The sequence below is a fragment of the Microbulbifer epialgicus genome (assembly GCF_041447265.1).
Lineage (GTDB): Bacteria > Pseudomonadota > Gammaproteobacteria > Pseudomonadales > Cellvibrionaceae > Microbulbifer > Microbulbifer epialgicus.
In genome coordinates this window covers 51,087-71,814 of the sequence record NZ_JBGMEK010000003.1, presented here as the reverse complement: position 1 = coordinate 71,814, position 20,728 = coordinate 51,087, and the positions used below count along the sequence as shown (strand labels likewise).

Here is a 20,728-nt window from a genome sequence, read left to right as displayed (position 1 = left end):
GGAATTCTAATAACAATTGTTCGGCACTAATAAAAATTAAATGCCGAACAATAACTTTCAGATTATTGCTGCATGCCACTCCTAATAGCATGTTTCGTAATAAATATATCTGCGAATCCCGATGAGGTTTGATTATTTACTTCGGAGGTAGGGTTTACATCCACAGTATAATAATAAGAACCCAGGCTATAAAGGTCGCCATTTTCACTAAACTTGATTTTTTTAACTTCATCAGTACCGATCCCGCCCATGGAAAATCTCCACTCTAGATCGGGGGAATTTGACACTGTTAAAAATGCATCCAGGCTTGGATCACCAAGTCGATAATCTACGCTTTTTTCGAAATCTACTCCTACACCAGAGTCAAAATCTACTTGCCCTTCAAATGAGCCTCCAATAGCTAACTTAGAGAACACACTCGTATCAAGACTTTGTATATATTGTTCGTAAGAGCCTCCAAATTGGAAGTGGTTTAAATAATTTCCGTCAAGAGATAATTTTAAAATAAAACTATCCGTTGCACCTTCAGACTTAAGTGCCATAAAGCTTCCAAATTCAACCCCAAGGCCAGTAAAACCATTTTGGTTAAATTGTCCACCTAGTGTTAATTGGTCATTAATATCAATATCTATTGTTTTGATTATCGATCCACGTCCGGCAGGGAAGTTATGTACCCACGAAACATCCCCATTTGGTAGATATTTTGCGATGTAGCCATTTTCTATGGCAACTACACCATTAAACGGCTCTGTTATGAAATAACTTTTTCCAGAATATGTGTTTCTTTTGTCAAACTCGACATCAGAATAATATCCTCCAGCCACATATATATTTCCAGCGTTGTCAACTTCAATCTCTGATATAGAGACATCGTCTTCTGTATAAATCACATTTTGCCATTCTAGATTAAAGTTCAAGTCATACTTGGCAATGAATCCGCTACGACCACTATTGGACCCTATGACATTGGTACTTTCATCAAAAGTGATACTTTCATCAAATTGACCGGCAATATATATTGATGAATTTCTGATAAACATTGCAGATGAAAATTGTTCATAATCTCCACCAAAGATATGTTTGTTTAACAACTTTCCTGTATTAGGATTAAATTTAAAAAGTGCCAAGTCTCTTATAGAAGACTGAACGCTCACATCAGCAAAGACATAAAGATTTCCATCTTCAGCTAAAGCTATGCCTGATGCATAATCATCATAATAAGTCTTGGGTACTCTCTGTATCCACTCTATTTCACCTGAAGTGTTAATTTTTATAACGAATATTTCATATCTGGATGAGGATGACTTAGATTCAATACTGCCTTTAGAATCTTTAACGAGGATATCTTGACTACTACCTAAAACATAGAGATTTCCATCTGAATCAGCTTCAATATCACCAATTACTTTTAATCCACTTCCAGTAATCAACGTAGTCCATGCATAAGAATAATCAGAAGCTCCACCCGCAACTCGTGGGTCCCAACCATTTTGATACTCCTCTAAATTTGATAGCCCATCGCCATCAGCATCATTTAGAGCATCATTTGGATTATTGGTATCAAATCCATAGGCTATTTCCCAATCATCGGGGAGCCCGTCTTGATCATTATCGATATTAGAAATTGGAGAAGTTCTATTTATAAATTCATCACGTGTTTTTATTCCATCATTATCGGGATCTGAATTTACATCATATGGATTTGAATCATCTCCTCCCCAGCGCCTTTCTATACACCCGGGAATTGAATCGCCATCATAATCAGTATCGGTGGTTTTACATAAAATACGCGCGATTACTTGATCGCCTAGATGTACGAATTCAGTGCTATCATCATATATGGTATCCCCTATAGTAAATAAAATATCTCCATTAGGGTTATATATCGTATGATTTAATCCATCACGCTCATGGTTTGTAAGGACACGCAAGCCATCACCATCATATTTATAATCGACACCTAATTCCTTGCTTTGATTTCTTATTAATTGATTTTCTAAATTAAAATCCCTAATTTGATCGTAAGCCGATGTCATATTTCCTTTGTCATCGTAGCTAAAACTGCTGCCGTCAGAGAGTGAGGAAAGTTGATTGTTTTGGTTGTAATTAAATTTAACAGTACTATTACCTACTGTTTTCTCAAGCAAATTTCCACTTGTGTCATATTTAAAATTTACATTACCCCATATTCCGGATGCTGATTTAAGTCTAGATAAACCATCAACAGTTATGTTTTTGGAAAACCCTGAATTTATGTTGTTAATAATCTCAATAAAATTCTTCCTACCATCATAAGTAAAGCTTTGGTCGACAAAATAATCTTCACTAGCTTCCATTGTCAGGTTTAATGGCAGAGACCTTGAATTATAGGATAACTTATAATTAATACCGTTTCCGTAGGTAAAGGATTCAACCTTGTTGTTTGGGTGATACTGTATATCTGATGCTAGATCTTTTGATGAGCGAGTATGCTTAACTCTTGTCCGGCGCCCTAATTCATCAGGGTAGTAATAGACACTATTTCCTGACGGATATTTGATCCTATTCAAGAATCCATCATCCGAATATGAAAATTCAGTAATAAATTCTTGACCTTCTATTGTTGTTGTTTGCTTTGTAGCTTGATTTAAAGAGTTATATACATAACTTTTTTTAATTTCACCAAAAGTTATATTTTCAATATTACCCGCTGCATCGTAAGATATTATTTTCGATGGAGTTTTACCATCTGAGTATATTGCTGAGGTGACCTTTTTTAACCCATTATAAGAAAAATCTATGTGCTCAGTTCCTATTTTTTTCTGTGATACTAAGCCACCGTTATTGTACTTATATTCAATATTTGAAAATTCAGGGTTAATTTCTTTCTCAAGTTGGAAAAAATCATTGTATATGTATTCACGGTAAAACGAACCAGAAGTTATTTTTGTTTTTTGATTGATCTCATTATATTCAATATTGATAGTTTGATATTCAGCAGGCGATTTAGAAATTTCTCTAATTATTTCTGATACTACTTTATCATCATATCCATTTGCTGACCTGTAATTATAAATAGTTTCATATCCATCTTCATCTGTGACTAAAATACCAAATTTTACTTTAGGCTTACCTTCCCTACCTGTGTTGCACTGAACTCCATAACAATACGTTGAGTAGTAACTATGATCTCTTTCCTTGGTTTTAACTACTCTGCCTAGCGCATCATACTCAATTTCTTGGCCGGTCTTTTTTTGACTGTTATAATAAGGATTAGATATGAATGAAGGTCGCCCCATGGCATCATATTCATGGGATTTTATTATATTGTCCCTGTCAGAGTTACCTAACCCAATTCTCTCTATCTCCGATATCACACTTCCTTTTGGTGTCTTATTAACCTCTTTTAAATAGAAGGGACGTGTTACTACATCTCTATTAAGACCGCTTTTGCTAAGATCATATGTTAAATCCGAAAATTCAGGCCTTTCGGTAAAAATCAGCCTTCCTATAGAATCATATCGATATCTGTGAGTGTAACTTTTTGCATCATTTTCTTCAGAAATTAATCCATAATCATTAACCGTCCTATTAATTGTCGCACTATTTGGGAAGGTTTCTTCTTGAGCAATTCCTCTTACATAATTAGTGTAAGAGTGGTTATGTTTCGTACCATGATCATCTAGCCAATATTCATTTTTTAAAGTCCCATCTGCATGATATTCAAAATAATCAATGGCGCCTCTTTCTAATTTACTTTTTATTGAGCCATTATTGTAATATGTATTGCCTGTAATCAATTTTCCGGATGGAGTTCTTGTTTCTTCTAAGAGTCCAATTATCCATTGATTTTGCAGATGACTATAAACATAACTAAATTCATTCTCCCAAAGATTTTCTCCCCCTAAGCTTTGCGAAATACTTTTAACTTTTTTCGGATAACCAAAATCATCATATTGAGAATACTCAGTGACAAATTCATATCCATCCAAGTGTGCGGTTTTCTTTTGCAAAAAGATCTGCCAAACATTTGGCTTGTCACATTCTTCGATCCAGCACTTACTCGAATTATCTCCTATCTGATTTCCAATCAGCCAGTCTAAGGATACACTTTCAAGTTCATTTAAACTTTCGTTTTGTTTGGTGTAGACCTTATAGTCTTTTAAGAAGCCTCCAAAATAATTTTTAAAACGAGCTTTTGTGGAACTGGTTACTTGGCTTGTCCAGAAAGTATGATCTTCAACCCTGTTATCGTCAGGGAATTCAACTCTAGTTGTTATTGTAGTTGGTATCTCTTTATCATCAGAAGAATTTATAGTCGTTGAGAACTTGTAATAATCTATATACTCATCTTCATTATTGAAACCACCAAGACTTTTGATAGCCCAATAATATGGAGACGACCCAGCACTAACTCTTGTGTTTATTATCTCATCCAGTGCTTTTGGTTCATAGAAAAAATAATTATGATTATCAGTTCTTGATCTCCTAATCTGTTCCAGCATTGCCGGTATAGTTGAGTAATCTGGAGAGCAGTAATAAGGAATATTTACCCAGCCAGCATCAATTTGGAATTGCTCATCACAAGTGACGAACATAAACTCGGTCCCTGCATTCTCTTCATCATAGCCCTGATTGGGATCTGTTCTCCAAATTTTCTCTGCAGTTTTAGCGAAGTCTCTATATTTATATTCAACATGCTCGCCGTCGTTGAATATTACTTTACTCAAAACCCCTTTGGCAGGGTAATAATTATATGAATATGAATAAGTACCATCATTAAATTTACCAGTTAAATCTAATACTTTATATTCCCCAGCATCGTAATCATACCAATCATATCGATCACGATACATTGGCATAATTGGTTCATTTGAATATTCATAACTTATCGTTTTTACTATCTGGGTACCACTGTTACCATATTGATGAACTTTATCTAAATATTTAACTTTGTTTACAGGTGTCCACCACACATGCTCACTTAAATCGACTTCTTTATATTCGAAAGTTACCTTTCTTCCATCATTAGATATTATGCTGCTAACATATAGATTTCCGTTTGGTCCCTTTTCATATTCATAGTTTAAATAGTTACCATAAGGGTCCTCTATCTTTGAAGCATAAATGGCTAGTCCTAAAGTATCATTCCAGTTATTTAACTCATTTACTTTGGACTTTGGCGCAGCAAATTTGTCAAAAGTATATTTTAATCCCTCAGGTGAGCTAACTGTGAATCCACTTCTATTTCCTTGAGGTAAATCCAAGCAGTCTGCTTTCCAATTTAAAGTCGATCTGTAAGTAGCCGCACCCTTTATGCCATCTATGACATTGATATTCGGATATACGACTTGAGCTTCACCTGCCTGGTCCTGCATGGCAAACAGAAGTTCTTGTGTCCCTTTTTGGGGGATATCCAAAGATAATCCATTCCAAAAATATAAATCAACTTTTGCATCACCTGTACCCTGGGTAAAAACCGGATTATTACAATAGCCACTGCTCCATACTTCCGGACCATCTCCAATGGAAAATTTTGTCCCATCCGACCTTTTTAGACCTCGGTTTGCTGTGATTCTTGGTACTTCAAGATCCCAATTGCCCAAGGTAAAGGGAAGTTTAAGGCCGGGAGCCCTCCTGTTTACTTCAAGTACTCTAGAAATAACAATGGGTAGTTTTTTAGCATTACCCTCTACCTTTAAATCCTCTGAATAGAAACTAACTTTTCTACTCATTAGATCAACAGTGTAACCTTCCCCTAAATCAAAATTTCTTGAGTTGTCCGGATCGAAATCTATCGTATAGTTTTGCCCTAAAAAATCTGAAGCTGTAGAATTCAAGCATAAAAGAGAAAAAACAACAGAACACAATACTACGGCTGATCTAAGCCTATTTTTATAATACGCAAATAAAATCAAAACCTAACCCTCTTCGCTAAGTACCCGAAAACAAGATATTGAATATTAATTCGTTAACTTTGCAGAAATCTTATACCCTGCTTTGTATTTAACTTTTCCATTTTCTGAAACCTCTTCTATATTTCCTACTTTAGAATCATTAAAGGGCTTATTTACTTCGCCAATTTTATTTATGTTTGAAACAAATAAATTATTTGTCCGGATTCGTTTAGATTGATTTGTCAGTAATGTAACTTCAAACCTTTCCCCATCACCACTTCCGTGAAAATCTAGTTTATCTCCTGGAATCAACGTAAGGTTATTAAGCTCAACTTTATTATTTAAATAACCACTCATAGATATAATATTATTTCTAGGGTTTTTACTTGCTCTTGCAATGGTTAATTGCAATTCCTTAGGTTCAGCCAGGGTAAAATCTCGTTCTCTTTTTACATCAGGTCTTGAAGAGAAAACGACTCTCTCAACTGTTGAAATGGGTATCTGGGTTTCTCCCTTATCTAGCCGCATTACTATATAGTCAGAATTCCCCATTAGAAAACTTCCAGAAATCTCCTCTCCACTTCGAGTGAACAAAACATCCATTCCTGATTTATTGGAGTCTTCGGCACGTATAGAACCAGAATAAAAAGTTACACAAGACAGAATCGTAATAATAATTTTGAGCATATTTTGACACCAAGATATAAATACCTTTACAAATGATATCTAATTTATATTTATTAGTATTGTGCTTGCATGAGAACGGAGTCACAATTCAAAACTATTATATATTAAGGACACCTCCAAAGATTGTGTTTACCTTAAATTTAACCCTTAAAGATCCCATTAATCGATGTTTTCGCAAACCAAAGGGGAATATGTCAAAATATCCTTAGAAAATTATGCGGTAATAATTCAATGTGCAGTGTTATAAATAGAGTGAAGAGTTTCATTATTGAAAAATGGACAGTAAAACAGGTTGACATGAAAGTTAGGATATTTTAACCGCGAACTATTTAATTCGATTACACCCCTAACATAAATTATACGCCCAACTTTTGTCGCTAGTAGGACAGTGGGTATCTGCGATCTGGAGCAAATATTAGGATGGGAAAAGACAATGCTGGAAAGCTGCGCGGTTGCTACTCTCGACTAACACCAGTTTAAAGGTGAGCGAGTTGATTGAGAGTAGCAGTCAATCTTCTTGGAAGAATCCGGCATAGACTGGTCGGGCACTTGCGACATATTTGTGTTCGTGCCTAGCAGAATATCACATGCCGGAAATTCGAGTCTAAAGATAATAAATTTCATCCGCCGATAGGTAAAAGCCGAAAAAACAGGGGCTAACCAATAGGCTAGAATCGCATAGGAAATCCAGCGGCAAAATAAGCCGCTGGTTGCCTGGCTCGCTCCAGACTCAATTTTTGTAGATCAATTAAATATTCACATTCCAATCAATGTTGTTTACATTTTTCTCAATAAGAATTTAATGCATTTAACAATTTTCTATCAGATACTCACCGTCCAAAATAGTCGAAAAACATTCGCGGAGAAATTATATGCGGGCTCTTCACCTGGAGTAATTGAAGTTCCTTCTCCATGCACGGTGACATCAAGAAAATCTTTGTAGTCGAATAAGATATGATCCCAATATAAATTGATTGTGTTCTTACGATTAAGCAGGGACCAACGCTGTGGTAACTCATAAGAAACACCCAAACCAAAGGCGAGGGTGGTGAAATTACTCATTTCTTTATCCCGCGCGCGAAAATTGGAGGCATTCAGGTAGGGAAATAAGTCACTGTAAAAGTCGGCGCTGGTTTGCTGGTAATAACGTATCTTGCCTTCTAAAATCCATTCATCCCGCTCTTCCAGCGGGTGGGTATAGCGGAATTCCACATTATCCGCAGTTATGCCCCAACTATCTGCGTAGCGTCGGTACTCAGCCTTTACCGACGCGCGATAAGGTAGCCGGTATTTGCCCCGAATAGCCACCGCATCACTATTGCGTGTTCTTGGATAGACTTCCGCCTGATAGGCAAACCCAGAGCCCGATGCCGGGTCTAGGTAACGTACACTGCGATAGGGGTTGTTAAGAAATCCTTCATCAGTAACAGTCTCCACACTCAGCTCAGCAATCAACTTTTGAGTAAGGATCTGGTTCCAGCTGAGTGCATAACGGCGGTGTTGTGCTTCATCAGAAAAATTTTCATCACCACTTCGAAATACATCATCACTGCCGTAACTGACACGCAGGTCAATGGTACTCAGATCACCAAAAAATCCCTGGCTGATACCAAAGGCAACAGTTTCCGCCTCATAATCATTTTCTGAACTATTGGTATAACCAACACTAATTGTTGTTTTATCTACCAGGTAATCTGCACCGAGAGAATACTGATCACGCTGCTCGGAATACTCACTCGCCGTCGCTTCCACATCAATGGAGGCTCCGGAGATCATATCGACATAATAATTTGCGGAGAAAGAAGTGTTACTGCCGATATTTTTACGTATTAGTATGGAGGGGCCATCAATGGTCACACCACCACCACTATAAACATGATACATATTATCGGCTCGTTCCTCAGGCAGCACAGCAGCAGAGGAATAAGCGGAAACAAGCAGTCCTGCTGTCAGCCAATAACGCATGAACTTAGTTGCAACCACATCCACCTCCACTGCCACCTTCAGCCCCCCTGGCCGCCTCCCTGGCTTCATAGACATGATTCATATAGCTAGCCGCCACTGGATCTCGCTCAAACCCCATAATGGGGTCCGCAAGATACTGGCGTTCATAAGGTGCCACCCAGGGCATTACTGTGCAGCCACTAAACAACGATACCGCGATCAGCGGCAACAAGTAGCGCATGGTATTACTCCCGAATCAATTCCTTGATGATTTTCTTGTAGGCAGCCTCGTCGCCATCGCGATACCCCTTATGGATATGACGGACATTGCCATCGCGATCGATAAATACCGTACTCGGCATGGCTTCGATTCCGTACATCTTGCTCACATCACTGCTGCTGTCGAATAGGATTGGAAAGTTCACTGGAATTTTTCCCAGGAGTTTTTCCGCATCGGAACGGTGGGCATCCACATTAACCCCCCAAACTTGGAATCCTGCAGCGGAATATCGCTCGTGCAGTTGATCCAGTAAAGGCATTTCCTGGCGACAGGGACCGCACCAGGAAGCCCAGAAGTTCAACATAATCACCTCACCACGTTGCTCTGCCAAGCGCAGATTCGCACCTTGATTGGATGCCAGGGTAAAGTCTTTAGAGCGCTCTGCAGCACTAATATTTATTGAGGACACCAGCAGTACAAATATGGCAGCAATTCGTAACATATCGAAAATCCTTATGGTAATTTATTCTGAAGTCATAATCAGAAGAAGACTGTCAAGCCCAGTTGGGTGGACAAATTATGGGTGGTTTGTGCCTCCCCAAATAGCTCATGTTCGAATACGTGATCGCGCACATCAAAACGCAATGCCAGCCAATCGTTTGCCAGCAAACGCACCCCTGCGCCAAAGTTGTAGGTAAAGTGCTCCTCATCGGCAAAAGACGTATTTCCAGCTCCGCTGATCAGGTAGAAGTCGGTATTAAACGCCCAGTCATCTGAAATAAAGTACTCGCCCTGAAAAATATTCCAAGCCAGGGAAAAGTTGTAATAGCTCAGATCCCGTTGCTCTTCGGTCAGTAGGGGAGCGGCGCCACTCAAGCGCTCGAAACTGGACTCGCCAAGCTCAGTTTGGGCATAGGTGCCCTCCATAAATAGATCTTCAGTAATATGGTAAGAAATGGAGGTGCCATAGAGTGCATTGGAGCCGAAATCCTCTACATTAATCACCCCGGCAAAAACGCCCATCTCTATATTTTCACTGTCGATCAGTGCATCGCGCACCTCACGACGTTCAAGGTCAGGAGCGACAATATCGGCGATAACATCTTCACCCTGTTGGGCAACACAAGCCTGTGCACTAAACAGGGCAGACAGGGTTGCAGTGCCTACAGATATACGTCGAAACCAAGTTTCCACTCGACTATCTCCTGGTTGTTTTCCCGCGAGGTAAGCAGGTAATGATTGGCGTACTCCGCTTTAATTGCAAAGCGGCGCGATAAATAGGTTTTAAGGCCCAGACCCGCAAGCATAACGGTATCCTGACGGTCTTCTGTGGCAATAATAGTGGCGTTGGGAGCGGTGATATTCAGTCCTGCACCGAGCAGAAAATATGGGGACAAGCGCCAGTGTGGAAATGGCTGGTGCACTAACGCCATCTGGTAAATCTGGCTATCAGAAAACTCCCCCACCGCTTGGGTAGCACGAAGTTCCGCGGACAAGTTAGCAGTAAATTGGTAGGCGAGTGTGGCTCCCATGGAATTCGCCCCGGCAAAATCACCGTAGGAAAAGCCCAGATAAAAGTATCCCGCATCCACATCCCTGAAGTCAGGTAGGGGAACGCGCACCAACTCACCAGCTTCGCCGTAAATTTCCTGCAGGTCTTCCACTCTAACCCAGCCGGTTTTGTTCCGCGGAGCCAGCACTTTCACCCAGTCGGTGCGTCGTTTCAACAACCAGATTTTTTCCCCATATTCCGCCACATGAAAAATCGGATAACCACGTCCTGGGCCGCGATAAATATTGATAAACGCGTTACCCACCGTGACCAATTCCGCATCCGTAGGAACCGCTCTCTCTTCTTCTTTGAATTTTGAGGTTATTTGCTCTGCGGATTGCGGCTCTGCCGAAGGCGCCTCAGGTGTTTCCAGTACGGATGTTTCTATCGCTGTTTTTTCACTGTCTGCCGCACTAACAGTTGCGCTTTCCTGGGCAATAGCGACACAAGAGAACAGGACCGCACTCGTCAGCAGGCAACTCAATGAATATCTATGTAACTTCAACATGGATCAGTCAGCCGGTGCTGCAAAAGGGTCGTTATAATACTGGGCACCGATATCCAGCCACTCGGCAAGCAGGCGCAATTCGGCCGGCTGCAAATATCCCGCATGTGCGCCGCCATTGGAAAATACTGGGAAAAAGGCACTGTCTAATGCCGATTCAGCCAAAATTGCAGAAGTGGATACAATAACCATTACCGGTATAGGGTCACCATTAGCATCGAGTATCAAGTTTCCATCTTCATCGGTTTCAAATACGGGATTGCCCTGGTTATCCGTCTCCTGACGCAGTCGGGGAGTTAATACTCCCTCAACCAGATCCAGTACCGGGCTATCTACGAGTAATTCAGCATAGGAGGTGAGCCAGGCATCATTCACTGGAGATGCACTGGCACTCAGATCCAATTGTGCAGCGGGTACGCGCGTCACTCCGGCGGCATCCACAGGGGAATGACAGGCAGTGCAGGTGTTATCACTGATGACGGTGCCGGCATCATCCACGACCTGACGCGAGAGTTCCCAGACCGGTTGGATATGCTGTTCGTAGTGGATAACGCTTCGACAGTCGCTTTTCCAGTTATCCAAGCAAGTTAAGGTTGTAGGGGAACTGGTAAGTAAGTCAGCATAAGCCAGGGAAATATTGGCATCTTTGGCTCTCACCGCGGGATCAGTCCAAAAATCAGTAAAAAGGATATCTCCGCTCAATCCGGCTTCACCCACTATCCGCGCCAATAATTGCGCCATGGTTTCGCCCATTTCCGCCTGCAGTGCTGGCTCAGTATTGGCAAAAGGGACGGCAGAGGTGGGCGCGCCGCTCCAGGCGGACGCCAGCTGCATATCGGTGCGGCCATGAACTATTTCACTCTCGCTGGAATGACAACCATTACAGCTGCGTACTTCACCCGGGCGCAACTGCAGCCAGTTATTGTGCTGCTCAAAAATACGCTTGCCTTCGGCATCCACAACCGAAATTGCTACCGGGATATCTGCGGGAATCTTGACCCTTACAGAACCATCCGGCTGAATAGGTGTATAACCCAGAATTTCACGCATGCCTTGGCGACGATTGCGGCCAAAAGCGGAGCCATCAAAATCGAGCACGTCGTCATCGGGAATTGCCACGGCTTTGACAACACGCAGGAAACGCGCAGGGCGCTCTTCCGCACTGGTTAATGCTGGGTCAGCGAGCGTATCAATTCCAACAATATCCTCTCCATCGAAATCGTACACACTGCGGATATCCAGAATACCCACGGATTCCTGCACTAAGTCACCGTCCACATCCACGCCCGCTATTGGGTCGGGAATATAAGCAGGCTCGGTGCGGGGCTCCAGGGTTACTCCTTCAGAAATCATTTCCCCTTCTTCGGCAACCACTATGGGCAATTGAGTTCCCGCCACATAGTCGTAAATCCATAGCCCGTATAGAGGATCGGCCAATACCAGGTCCCCCTCTTCGGGGAGCTCCTCCGGGCAGGGCCGTAATAATTCTGTTTCCTCTTCCACTATTCGACACTCACTCCAGGAAACCAGCATACGACTAGTGCCATCGTAGAAAGGCCAGGCAGCCGCAAATGTACCGTGTGGGGAAAGCGTGCCATTCGTGGTGACTTCAGCAAAAGATATCGAAGCCTGTCCTACCAACTCACCCTCTCCGCCGGGTTCACTGTAAGCTTCGCTATAATTTATCCCATCGATTGCCACTAAATCGCCACCATAGCTGATTCCGGAGGGGGAACGCAGGTTAACGAGAAGGCGACCATCGGGCATTTCCCGCGGCCTGGAAAAAGCTGCGTTGGAGTTATCGGTTCCGGTTTCCTGGCTGTGATAACCGTAATGAAAGGCCAGGTCACTGCCGTCGGGCTTGATGGTATAGAGACTCTGCCTGTCAACACCGGCTGCATTATCCCAGCGGTTGAATAACACACGGCCATTATTCAGGACTGTCGGGTAGAGGTCGTGGCTCTGGTTAAAGGAAATTTGGCGAATATCGCTGCCATCCGCTTCCATCACATGCAGAACAAAAGCGGGATCATCCTGGTTATCCGTCAAGGCGGAAAACTGCGGTTTGTTGTCATCCAATAACAAAGCGCGCGCGCGGCGCTGACGGCTCGAGGAAAATATAATGCGCCCATCCGGCAAAAATGCCGGAGCCACATCCTGCCCTTCTTCTGCGATGAGGTCAGGCTCTATGACTCTTTTCAGCTCTTCAGTTTCAAGGTCATACAGCCAGATATTCCAGGTTGGCTGTTCATCATCATCAACATTTTCCAGTTCCGGTGCGCGCATCGCGAATATTAAGCGCTGACCATCAGCAGAGGTATTCAGATCCTTGACGTCATAGTCCCCGGTAAAAATATCCGCGGTAATAACTGTCTCTTTCGCACTTGCTGTAGCACGGTCCTTTATTACCAACTCAGCACCGGGGAAAAAATCCTGGGGTTGGAAAACACTATCCTGTTCCAGAACACCCTCATCATCTTTATTGAGCTGGCGACGTACAAAGGCAATGGGATAATCCACTACCACGGGGTCTTCCGCCTGTTCTCCACCGCTGGATTTTCCGCCACCACCACTACAGGCGGCCACCAGCAGCAAAAGTGGCACTGCACGCAAAGATTTCATTATTTTTGTCCACAGAGCATTGGCACCAGCAATACACCGGTTATTTTGCTGAAGGCCATACAATTTTTTTGGTGCGGCATCGGCCGCTTTGGGTAATTCTCGCAAGTTGCGCACAAAAAGTTTGCCAACTGGGGCGCAAATATTAAAAGTCATTCTGACAGTGTGTAAATCTGCTTTTAGTATGCCTAGTCATACCCCACTGACCCCATCGAAAAATAATCCAATGAAAAATAATTCGTCTCGAGCGCGTGTGATCCAGCTCACAGTGGTAGGCGCAATTCTCGGGGCCGGTCTATGGAGTGGTACAGCTCTCGCTGCTCCCCAAGACCAAGCCCTGCAAATTCACAGTCGTATTACCGGCACAATTCCCTCTGAAAGTGTGCTGCTAGATATGGCCAGGGATATTGCCAATGGTGACCCCACCGCCGCCGCCTACACAGCCATGCAACACGATGCTTTTTACAATGTCACATTGAAAAATCTCGCCACCCCCTGGACCAATGAGGAACAGGATGTATTCGCTCCGCTGAATGACTACAGCGCGACAGTTATCGGCATGGTGCGAGACGATATGGATTTTCGACAATTGCTGTCGGCAAATATCCTGTATACCGGAAATGCTTCCGGACTACCCGGTTACAGCACTAGCAATAATGATCATTACGCAGCCCTGGAGGCCGGAGGCTACTCGCTGAAAGATAATCTGGCACAACGGAGCCAGTCCTCACTCAATGGGCTGCCCGCCGATGCCACCGCTGGCGTGATCACCAGTCGCGCTGCGGCAAAAGCTTTTTTCAGCGCCGGCACCAATCGCGCCATGTTCCGATTCACCATGCTCAATCACATGTGCCGGGATCTGGAACAGGTGCAGGACAGTACACGTCCACCGGATCGTATTCGTCAGGATGTAAGCCGCAGCCCCGGTGGTGACAGCCGAGTATTCCAGAACAACTGCGTCAGCTGTCACAGCGGCATGGACCCCATGGCCCAGGCATTTGCCTATTACGACTATGTCTACGATGCGGACAATGACCCGCAAGGTGAGAGTGGAGCACTCGACTACAACGGCGCCGGGGACACCGATCCCGAAACCGGCAGCCGGGTAAAGGCCAAAAATCATATTAACGCGGCAAACTTCCCTCATGGATTCCAACTCCCCGATGATCGCTGGGACAACTACTGGCGCGAGGGACCAAACCTGCATTTGGGTTGGAGCAGCGCCCTGCCCGGCAGCGGTAATGGCGCAAAATCCTTGGGCGAGGAATTGGCCAACAGTCGCGCTTTTGCGACTTGCCAGGTCACCAAAGTTTTTCGTCAAGTGTGTTTGCGGGAGCCGGAGGATGCCAGTGATCGCGGACGTATCGAAGCCATTACCGACGACTTCAGTAGCTCCGGCTACAAACTGAAGCAGGTTTACGCGGATACCGCGGTTTATTGCGCGGGGGAATAACAACAATGAAAACTCTAAAAAACCTGCAAATATCGACACTGCTATGTACAGCGGCTTTTCTTGCGGCCTGTAGTGGTGGCAGTGGCCAGGATACAGAAGAGCAACCCAATACCAACCAATCTGATAATGGCACCAACTATTCCGGACCGACACCGGAAACCGAGGATGTTAAACAGTACAAGCGCTATATCTGGGACAACCTGGCCGCACAGAACCGTTGTGGCAGTTGCCACGTGGAGGGCGCTCAGAGTCCGCACTTTGTACGCAGCGATGATATTAATGCGGCTTACGATGAGGGACGCGGGCTGGTTAACTTGAGCCTCCCGGAAGAGTCGCGTCTGGTGACAAAAGTGGGGGGCGGGCACAATTGCTGGCTCTCCAGCGACGACGCCTGTGCAGAAATTATTACCAACTATATTGAGGAGTGGGCCCGCGCCAGCGGCGGCCTCAGCAACACTGTTATCCTGTCTGCACCAGTAGAGCGTGAGGTCGGCGAAAGCAAGAGCTTCCCCATCTCCAGCAGCAGTTTTGGCAGCACCGTTTACCCTATACTGCGCAACTATTGCGCCAACTGCCACAGTGAGGATGCGGCGCTCGCACAAAAACCCTATTTTGCCAGCTCCGATGTGGATCTCGCCTACGAAGCGGCGAAGAGCAAAATAAACCTGGACACCCCCGCGGACTCACGCTTCTCCGTGCGCCTGGGTAGCGAATTCCACAATTGTTGGGATGACTGCTCCAAAAACGAAACGGAGATGACTGCAGCAATCCAGGCCTTTGCCGACAGCATCGCCCCAACTCAGGTGGACCCAAACTGGGTAATCAGTAAAGCCCTGGGACTCACTGACGGCATTGTTGCGAACAGCGGCGGCCGTATAGAAAACAATGCGATAGCCCTGTACGAATTCAAAACCGGCAATGGCACCATCGCTTACGATACCTCCGGGGTCAACCCAGCCATCGACCTGGCGCTGTCCGGAGATGTGGAGTGGATCGAATCCTGGGGGTTGCAACTAAAAGGCGGCAAGGCTCAGGGCGCCACTGCCACCAGCCGTAAGCTTTACGAGACCCTCTCCGCCACCGGCGAATACTCCATTGAAGTCTGGGCCGCACCGGCCAATGTCACCCAAGAGGGACCCGCGCGCCTTGTTACCTATTCCGGCGGTGACGATATTCGCAACTTCACCCTGGGTCAGGAGCAATACAGCTACATATTCCAAAACCGCAGCGACAGTACCGATGCGGATGGCATGCCGGCAATGATGACCGACGACGCCGACCAACTGGTACAAGCCAGCCTGCAACATGTAGTCGCAACCTACGACCCCATCAATGGCCGCAAGCTCTATGTCAATGGCGCCGATACCGGTGAAACAGACCCCACCGAAGCGGGGCTGCTGAGCACCTGGGACGACACTTTCGCCTTAGCTGTCGGCAGTGAAGTGAGTAACGGCAACAGCTGGGAAGGCTCTATCCGCATGATGGCGATTCACTCCCGCGCACTCTCCGCCGAGGATATTGCCACCAACTATGAAGTGGGTGTGGGTGAAAAATACCTGCTGCTGTTTAAGGTAGAGGAACATACTGGCATTAGCCAAAGCTATGTGATGTTCACCGTGCAGCAGTTTGACAACTACGCTTACCTGTTTAGTGAGCCCACCTTTGTCAGCCTCGACGAAAGCGTCAACCCAACAGGACTTGTTATTGAGGGCATGCGTATAGGCATTAACGGTCGCGAGGCGGAAGTGGGCCAGTCCTGGGCCAAACTATCCACCGAAATCGATGACAGCTATGTACCCCTGCAAGGCCAACAGCTGTCGCGGCTGGGTACCATCATCACCCTCGATAAGGGCCCAATCGACGATGAGTTTTTCCTCACCTTCGAGCGTATTGGCAACGCGACTTTTACCCGGGTAGAGCCCACACCAGTTGCACCTGCCGAGCCTGCGGACCTGGAAGCACAACCGCGCATCGGTCTGCGCCGCTTCGAGCAGATCAACGCGAGCTTGTCCCGCGCCACCGGTATTTCCAGCGCTCACCCGGATATCATGGAAACCTGGGAGGCGGTGAAGCGCCAGCTACCGGTTTCCAGTGATATCAGCGGATTTCTGGCAGCCCAGCAAATGGGTATCACTCAGCTTTCGGTGAAGTACTGCAGTACCCTGGTGGAGTCCAGCGGGCGCAGTAGCTACTTCCCCGGTTTTGACTTTAGCGCCCCGGCCAGCACGGCCTTCGACAGTGATAGCAAACGAGCGCTAATCATTAATCCGCTTCTGGAAAGTTTACTCGGCCATGAAATGACCTGGCACGACGGCAGTCACTCGCAACTCGCCAGTGCCCCTCCTTTGTACGACCAGGACCTAGATCTGGATGGAAAGAAGGAAATTCAAGGTTTTGAAGATGAATTAAATCGTCTCATCGGCACTATGACGGCCTGTGGCAACAATTGCGCCTCAGATCGCACCGAGACCACGGTTAAAGCTGTGTGTGCAGCCGCCATGGGCAGCGCGATGATCCTGATTCACTAACTTGAAGAAAGGGCTTTACGGGTGTGCATTTATCAAAAAGTGCACCTGTAAAGCGCAAAGAAAAGCCTCAGGTAGACATTGAAATAATAATTTACCGGCACATCGGATAAAAAATCCGGGAAGACTATGAGCAAGAAAAAACATTTTGAGCTGGACCAACCCCTGCGCCACCCAGACCATCACCGCCCGGTGAGCCGACGCGATTTTCTCGGCCAGGGTTTTCGCACGGGCATGGCTACTATCCTCGGCGGCTCGATATTCAGCATGTTCGCCAATCCGCGCAATGCCCATGCGGCCCTATCTTCCGACTTGGAAGATCTACGCATAATTAACGGTGGCCCCTGTGATGTAAGCGCTAAAGGTGCCGAAAAAATTCCATTTATTTGTTTCGACCTTGCCGGTGGTGCCAATATCGCCGGCTCCAATGTGCTGGTAGGCAAGCAGGGCGGGCAGATGGATTTTCTCGGCACCGCCGGTTACAACAAGCAGGGCCTTCCTGGCGATATGATTCCCTCTGCGGGTACAGGATTTGTCAACACAGATCTCGGGCTCGCCTTCCACAGTGATAGCGGTATGTTGCGCGGTATCTTGGAAAAAATCAGTTCCGGCACTGCGGCCGCCACCAATGGTGCAGTCATTCCAGCGCGCTCAGAAAACGATACCGGCAATAATCCCCACAACCCCATGTACGGCATCAACAAGGCCGGCGCCAACGGTTCACTGCTAGCCTTGATTGGTTCCCGCTCCAGCGATTCCGGCGGCAATTCCATGGCGCCGTCGGCAATGATTAACCCCGAAGTGCGCCCTACCAAAGTGGACAGACCTTCCGATGTGACCGGTCTTGTGGATGTGGGCGACCTGGTAGGCCTGCTCAGCCAGGACGATACCGTGGCGGTCATGGAGTCCATGTATCGCATCTCCAATGCAAAACTGAGTCGAGTAAACACGCGTGTGAGTGCCGATACTGTCATCAAAGACATGCTGCGCTGCGGCTATATGAAGAGTGCCGACTTGGCGGATCGCTTTGGTAATCCCGCCGACCTGAACCCCGAGGCAGATCCGGATATCGTTGGGCCGTCCGGTATTTTTACCAGCGCAGAACTGAGCGGCGATGGCGAATTCCGTAAAACCGCTTCCGCCATGAAGCTTGTGGTGGAAGGCTATGCCGGGGCCGGTACTATCACCATGGGTGGCTATGACTATCATACCGGCGACCGCGCCACCGGTGAAATACGCGACTTGCGCGCCGGCCGCTGTATCGGCGCCTGCCTGGAATATGCCGCGCGTCGCAATCAATCATTGATGATCTACGTTTTCAGCGACGGCTCCGTGTTCTCCAATGGTATGATCGACGACTCCGTGGAGGGGCGCGGCAAGGGGGTTTGGACCGGCGACAACCAGCAAACCGCAGCTTCTTTTTTCCTCGTATACAACCCCGCTGGACGACCACAGCTCCTCGGTGGCAGCGTCGATGAGCAGGCTCGTCACCAACAACTCGGTTTTATGCGCTCATCCGGGGACGTGGAAACGACCTCCAGCCCCGCCGCTAACAACGTTAACCTTTTAGTGGAAACAGTGGTGTTAAATTACCTGGCCCTGCACGGCGAACAAGACAGTTTTGCCAAGCTGTTCCCCAATCACGGCCTTGGCACGCTGATAGACACTATGACTGCCTTTGCTCCCATAAGATAACGTAGTACCCCAATGTTGCATTTTATTCGATCCCTTCTGTTAAGCGCCGCCCTGTCCGCGGCGCCGGCGCTGGCCGAGTGGCACTACGCCGAGCGCGCCATTATGGGCACCGAGGTCAGAATACAGCTTTGGCATGGGGATGCCGTTGAGGCGGAATACCTGATTGAAGAGGTGATGACAGAGTTCCAGCGCCTGGATAACCAATTGTCACCCTACAAGCCAAACAGTGAGCTGTCTCTGGTAAACCGCGAGGCAGGTCAAGGCGCAGTCAATATTTCTGAGGAGCTTGCCGCATTGGTGGATAAGTCCCTGTGGTTCAGTAAGCTGACCGGTGGGGCCTTCGATATCAGCTACGCAACACTGGGTAAGCATTATGATTTCCGCAATCAGCAACAGGCCGACAGCGCGCTGACAAACTCACTGTTGGAGGCGCTAAATTACCGTCATCTACACCTAAATAAAAAATCCAATACCCTGCGTTTTGGTCACCGCGAAACCAAAATTGACCTGGGCGGTATCGCCAAAGGTTATGCTGTAGATAGAGCCATTAAAATTCTTCAAGAGGCTGAGGTTTGCTGCGCAAGCGTCAGCGCTGGTGGTGATTCCCGGATGCTCGGCGACAAGCGCGGCGAACCCTGGCTGGTAGGTATTCGTCATCCCCGTGAAAAAGGCAAGAGTGCTGCCGTGATTCCCCTGCGCGATGTGGCAATTTCTACCTCTGGCGATTACGAACGCTTTTTTATCGATGACCAGCAGGAACGCGTACACCATATTTTCAATCCGAATACCGGCAGACCTTCAGATACCGGAGCGGGAGACAGCGACAAACTGATCAGTGTCAGTATTATTGGCCCACAGGGTTTCGATACAGATCCACTCTCCACTAGTGTTTTTGTACTGGGAAAACAAAAAGGCCTGGCCCTGATTGATCGCTTACCAGAATTTGAAGCTGTGGTTATCGATAGCAACAAACGCCTATTCTTCAGTCGGGGGCTGGCAAATCCACAGTAAACATTCCAACGTCGTAAAAAATTTGCCAACGGGATCACACCAGATAGCTGCGCCCCTGACATAATTTGCGCCCATTACATAATAAAGCCAAATTCACGCGAAAGGCCTTCCATGGGACGCTTCCTTAAGTTTTTTATTTTTTCTATGGCGCTCAGTGCAGATGCAGTGTCCCAGGCACAGCAGGAACAATTTTCTGCTGAGCAGTTGGAAAATTTGAAGCGCGAAGTCATCAAGCTCAACCGGGATTTATTGATCCTGGAGGAAGACCTGCTCTATCCAGCGCAGAGTCAAGTGGCATTTTACGTGTCTATGGATGTCGGTCACTATTTCAAGCTGGACGCAATTAAATTACATATTGATAACAAACTGAGCGCAAGCCATCTGTATACCGAACACCAACGGGATGCCCTGGTTCGTGGAGGCATTCAACCACTGCACAAGGGCAATCTGAAGTCCGGTGACTACACCATTTCCGCTTTTTTTACCGGTTTGGGCCCCGAGGGGCGCGAATACAAGCGTGGCGCCACCTTGGAATTGAAAAAAACCGATGAGCCCGCTGTCATTGAGTTGCGTATTTCTGACAAAATCAGCAAGCAGCAGCCAGATTTTGAACTTGTCCAGTGGCCCGCGCCCTGAGTTCC

At 46.2% G+C, this 20,728-nt stretch carries 13 protein-coding genes; 5 read left to right on the top strand and 8 right to left on the bottom strand.

Annotated features, from left to right (window positions below; genetic code table 11):
- Window positions 1-62 precede the first annotated feature (62 nt).
- The 8 genes from ACCI49_RS02555 to ACCI49_RS02520 form a co-directional block, all read right to left on the bottom strand.
- Window positions 63-5,897: a hypothetical protein gene (locus tag ACCI49_RS02555; RefSeq protein WP_371837406.1), complete on the bottom strand. Its 5,835-nt coding sequence runs from the start codon at window positions 5,895-5,897 to the stop codon at window positions 63-65.
- Window positions 5,898-5,942: 45 nt separating this feature from the next.
- On the bottom strand, window positions 5,943-6,563 hold the full coding sequence (locus tag ACCI49_RS02550) for a hypothetical protein (protein WP_371837405.1): 621 nt from the start codon (window positions 6,561-6,563) through the stop codon (window positions 5,943-5,945).
- A gap of 822 nt (window positions 6,564-7,385) precedes the next feature.
- Window positions 7,386-8,546 (bottom strand): DUF3570 domain-containing protein, encoded by a 1,161-nt coding sequence (locus tag ACCI49_RS02545; RefSeq protein ID WP_371837404.1) that lies wholly within the window; start codon window positions 8,544-8,546, stop codon window positions 7,386-7,388.
- Window positions 8,533-8,748 (bottom strand): DUF4266 domain-containing protein, encoded by a 216-nt coding sequence (locus ACCI49_RS02540; RefSeq protein WP_371837403.1) that lies wholly within the window; start codon window positions 8,746-8,748, stop codon window positions 8,533-8,535. The genes ACCI49_RS02545 and ACCI49_RS02540 overlap by 14 nt, the downstream gene beginning before the upstream one ends.
- Window positions 8,749-8,752: 4 nt before the next feature.
- Window positions 8,753-9,229 (bottom strand): TlpA disulfide reductase family protein, encoded by a 477-nt coding sequence (locus ACCI49_RS02535; RefSeq protein ID WP_371837402.1) that lies wholly within the window; start codon window positions 9,227-9,229, stop codon window positions 8,753-8,755.
- 38 nt (window positions 9,230-9,267) lie between these two features.
- Window positions 9,268-9,921: an outer membrane beta-barrel domain-containing protein gene (locus ACCI49_RS02530; protein ID WP_371837401.1), complete on the bottom strand. Its 654-nt coding sequence runs from the start codon at window positions 9,919-9,921 to the stop codon at window positions 9,268-9,270.
- Window positions 9,891-10,787, bottom strand: a complete 897-nt coding sequence (locus ACCI49_RS02525) for an SH3 domain-containing protein (protein ID WP_371837400.1) — start codon at window positions 10,785-10,787, stop codon at window positions 9,891-9,893. The genes ACCI49_RS02530 and ACCI49_RS02525 overlap by 31 nt, the downstream gene beginning before the upstream one ends.
- Before the next feature lie 3 nt (window positions 10,788-10,790).
- Complete coding sequence (locus tag ACCI49_RS02520; protein WP_371837399.1) at window positions 10,791-13,406, bottom strand: HzsA-related protein; 2,616 nt, start codon at window positions 13,404-13,406, stop codon at window positions 10,791-10,793.
- Between the two features lie 223 nt (window positions 13,407-13,629).
- On the opposite strand from ACCI49_RS02520, the gene ACCI49_RS02515 reads away from it, so the two are divergent.
- The 5 genes from ACCI49_RS02515 to ACCI49_RS02495 all read left to right on the top strand — a co-directional run bounded on the left by ACCI49_RS02515 (window position 13,630) and on the right by ACCI49_RS02495 (window position 20,723).
- Window positions 13,630-14,856 carry a hypothetical protein gene (locus ACCI49_RS02515; protein WP_371837398.1) on the top strand — a complete coding sequence of 409 codons (1,227 nt, stop codon included), beginning with the start codon at window positions 13,630-13,632 and terminating at the stop codon, window positions 14,854-14,856.
- Between the two features lie 5 nt (window positions 14,857-14,861).
- On the top strand, window positions 14,862-17,384 hold the full coding sequence (locus ACCI49_RS02510) for a LamG domain-containing protein (protein WP_371837397.1): 2,523 nt from the start codon (window positions 14,862-14,864) through the stop codon (window positions 17,382-17,384).
- Window positions 17,385-17,510: 126 nt separating this feature from the next.
- Window positions 17,511-19,076 carry a hypothetical protein gene (locus ACCI49_RS02505; RefSeq protein ID WP_371837396.1) on the top strand — a complete coding sequence of 522 codons (1,566 nt, stop codon included), beginning with the start codon at window positions 17,511-17,513 and terminating at the stop codon, window positions 19,074-19,076.
- Between the two features lie 12 nt (window positions 19,077-19,088).
- Window positions 19,089-20,087: an FAD:protein FMN transferase gene (locus ACCI49_RS02500; RefSeq protein WP_371837395.1), complete on the top strand. Its 999-nt coding sequence runs from the start codon at window positions 19,089-19,091 to the stop codon at window positions 20,085-20,087.
- 111 nt (window positions 20,088-20,198) lie between these two features.
- The gene (locus tag ACCI49_RS02495; RefSeq protein ID WP_371837394.1) at window positions 20,199-20,723 is read left to right on the top strand and encodes an AraC family transcriptional regulator; all 525 of its coding nucleotides are present in this window, start codon (window positions 20,199-20,201) and stop codon (window positions 20,721-20,723) included.
- The last annotated feature ends 5 nt before the right edge of the window (window positions 20,724-20,728 follow it).

Coding starts and splice junctions, on each gene's coding strand:
- ACCI49_RS02550 (WP_371837405.1), bottom strand. CDS start 6,563: ATGCTCAAAATTATTATTACGATTCTGTCTTGTGTAACTTTTTATTCT.
- ACCI49_RS02540 (WP_371837403.1), bottom strand. CDS start 8,748: ATGCGCTACTTGTTGCCGCTGATCGCGGTATCGTTGTTTAGTGGCTGC.
- ACCI49_RS02535 (WP_371837402.1), bottom strand. CDS start 9,229: ATGTTACGAATTGCTGCCATATTTGTACTGCTGGTGTCCTCAATAAAT.
- ACCI49_RS02525 (WP_371837400.1), bottom strand. CDS start 10,787: ATGTTGAAGTTACATAGATATTCATTGAGTTGCCTGCTGACGAGTGCG.
- ACCI49_RS02520 (WP_371837399.1), bottom strand. CDS start 13,406: ATGAAATCTTTGCGTGCAGTGCCACTTTTGCTGCTGGTGGCCGCCTGT.
- ACCI49_RS02515 (WP_371837398.1), top strand. CDS start 13,630: ATGAAAAATAATTCGTCTCGAGCGCGTGTGATCCAGCTCACAGTGGTA.
- ACCI49_RS02510 (WP_371837397.1), top strand. CDS start 14,862: ATGAAAACTCTAAAAAACCTGCAAATATCGACACTGCTATGTACAGCG.
- ACCI49_RS02505 (WP_371837396.1), top strand. CDS start 17,511: ATGAGCAAGAAAAAACATTTTGAGCTGGACCAACCCCTGCGCCACCCA.
- ACCI49_RS02500 (WP_371837395.1), top strand. CDS start 19,089: ATGTTGCATTTTATTCGATCCCTTCTGTTAAGCGCCGCCCTGTCCGCG.
- ACCI49_RS02495 (WP_371837394.1), top strand. CDS start 20,199: ATGGGACGCTTCCTTAAGTTTTTTATTTTTTCTATGGCGCTCAGTGCA.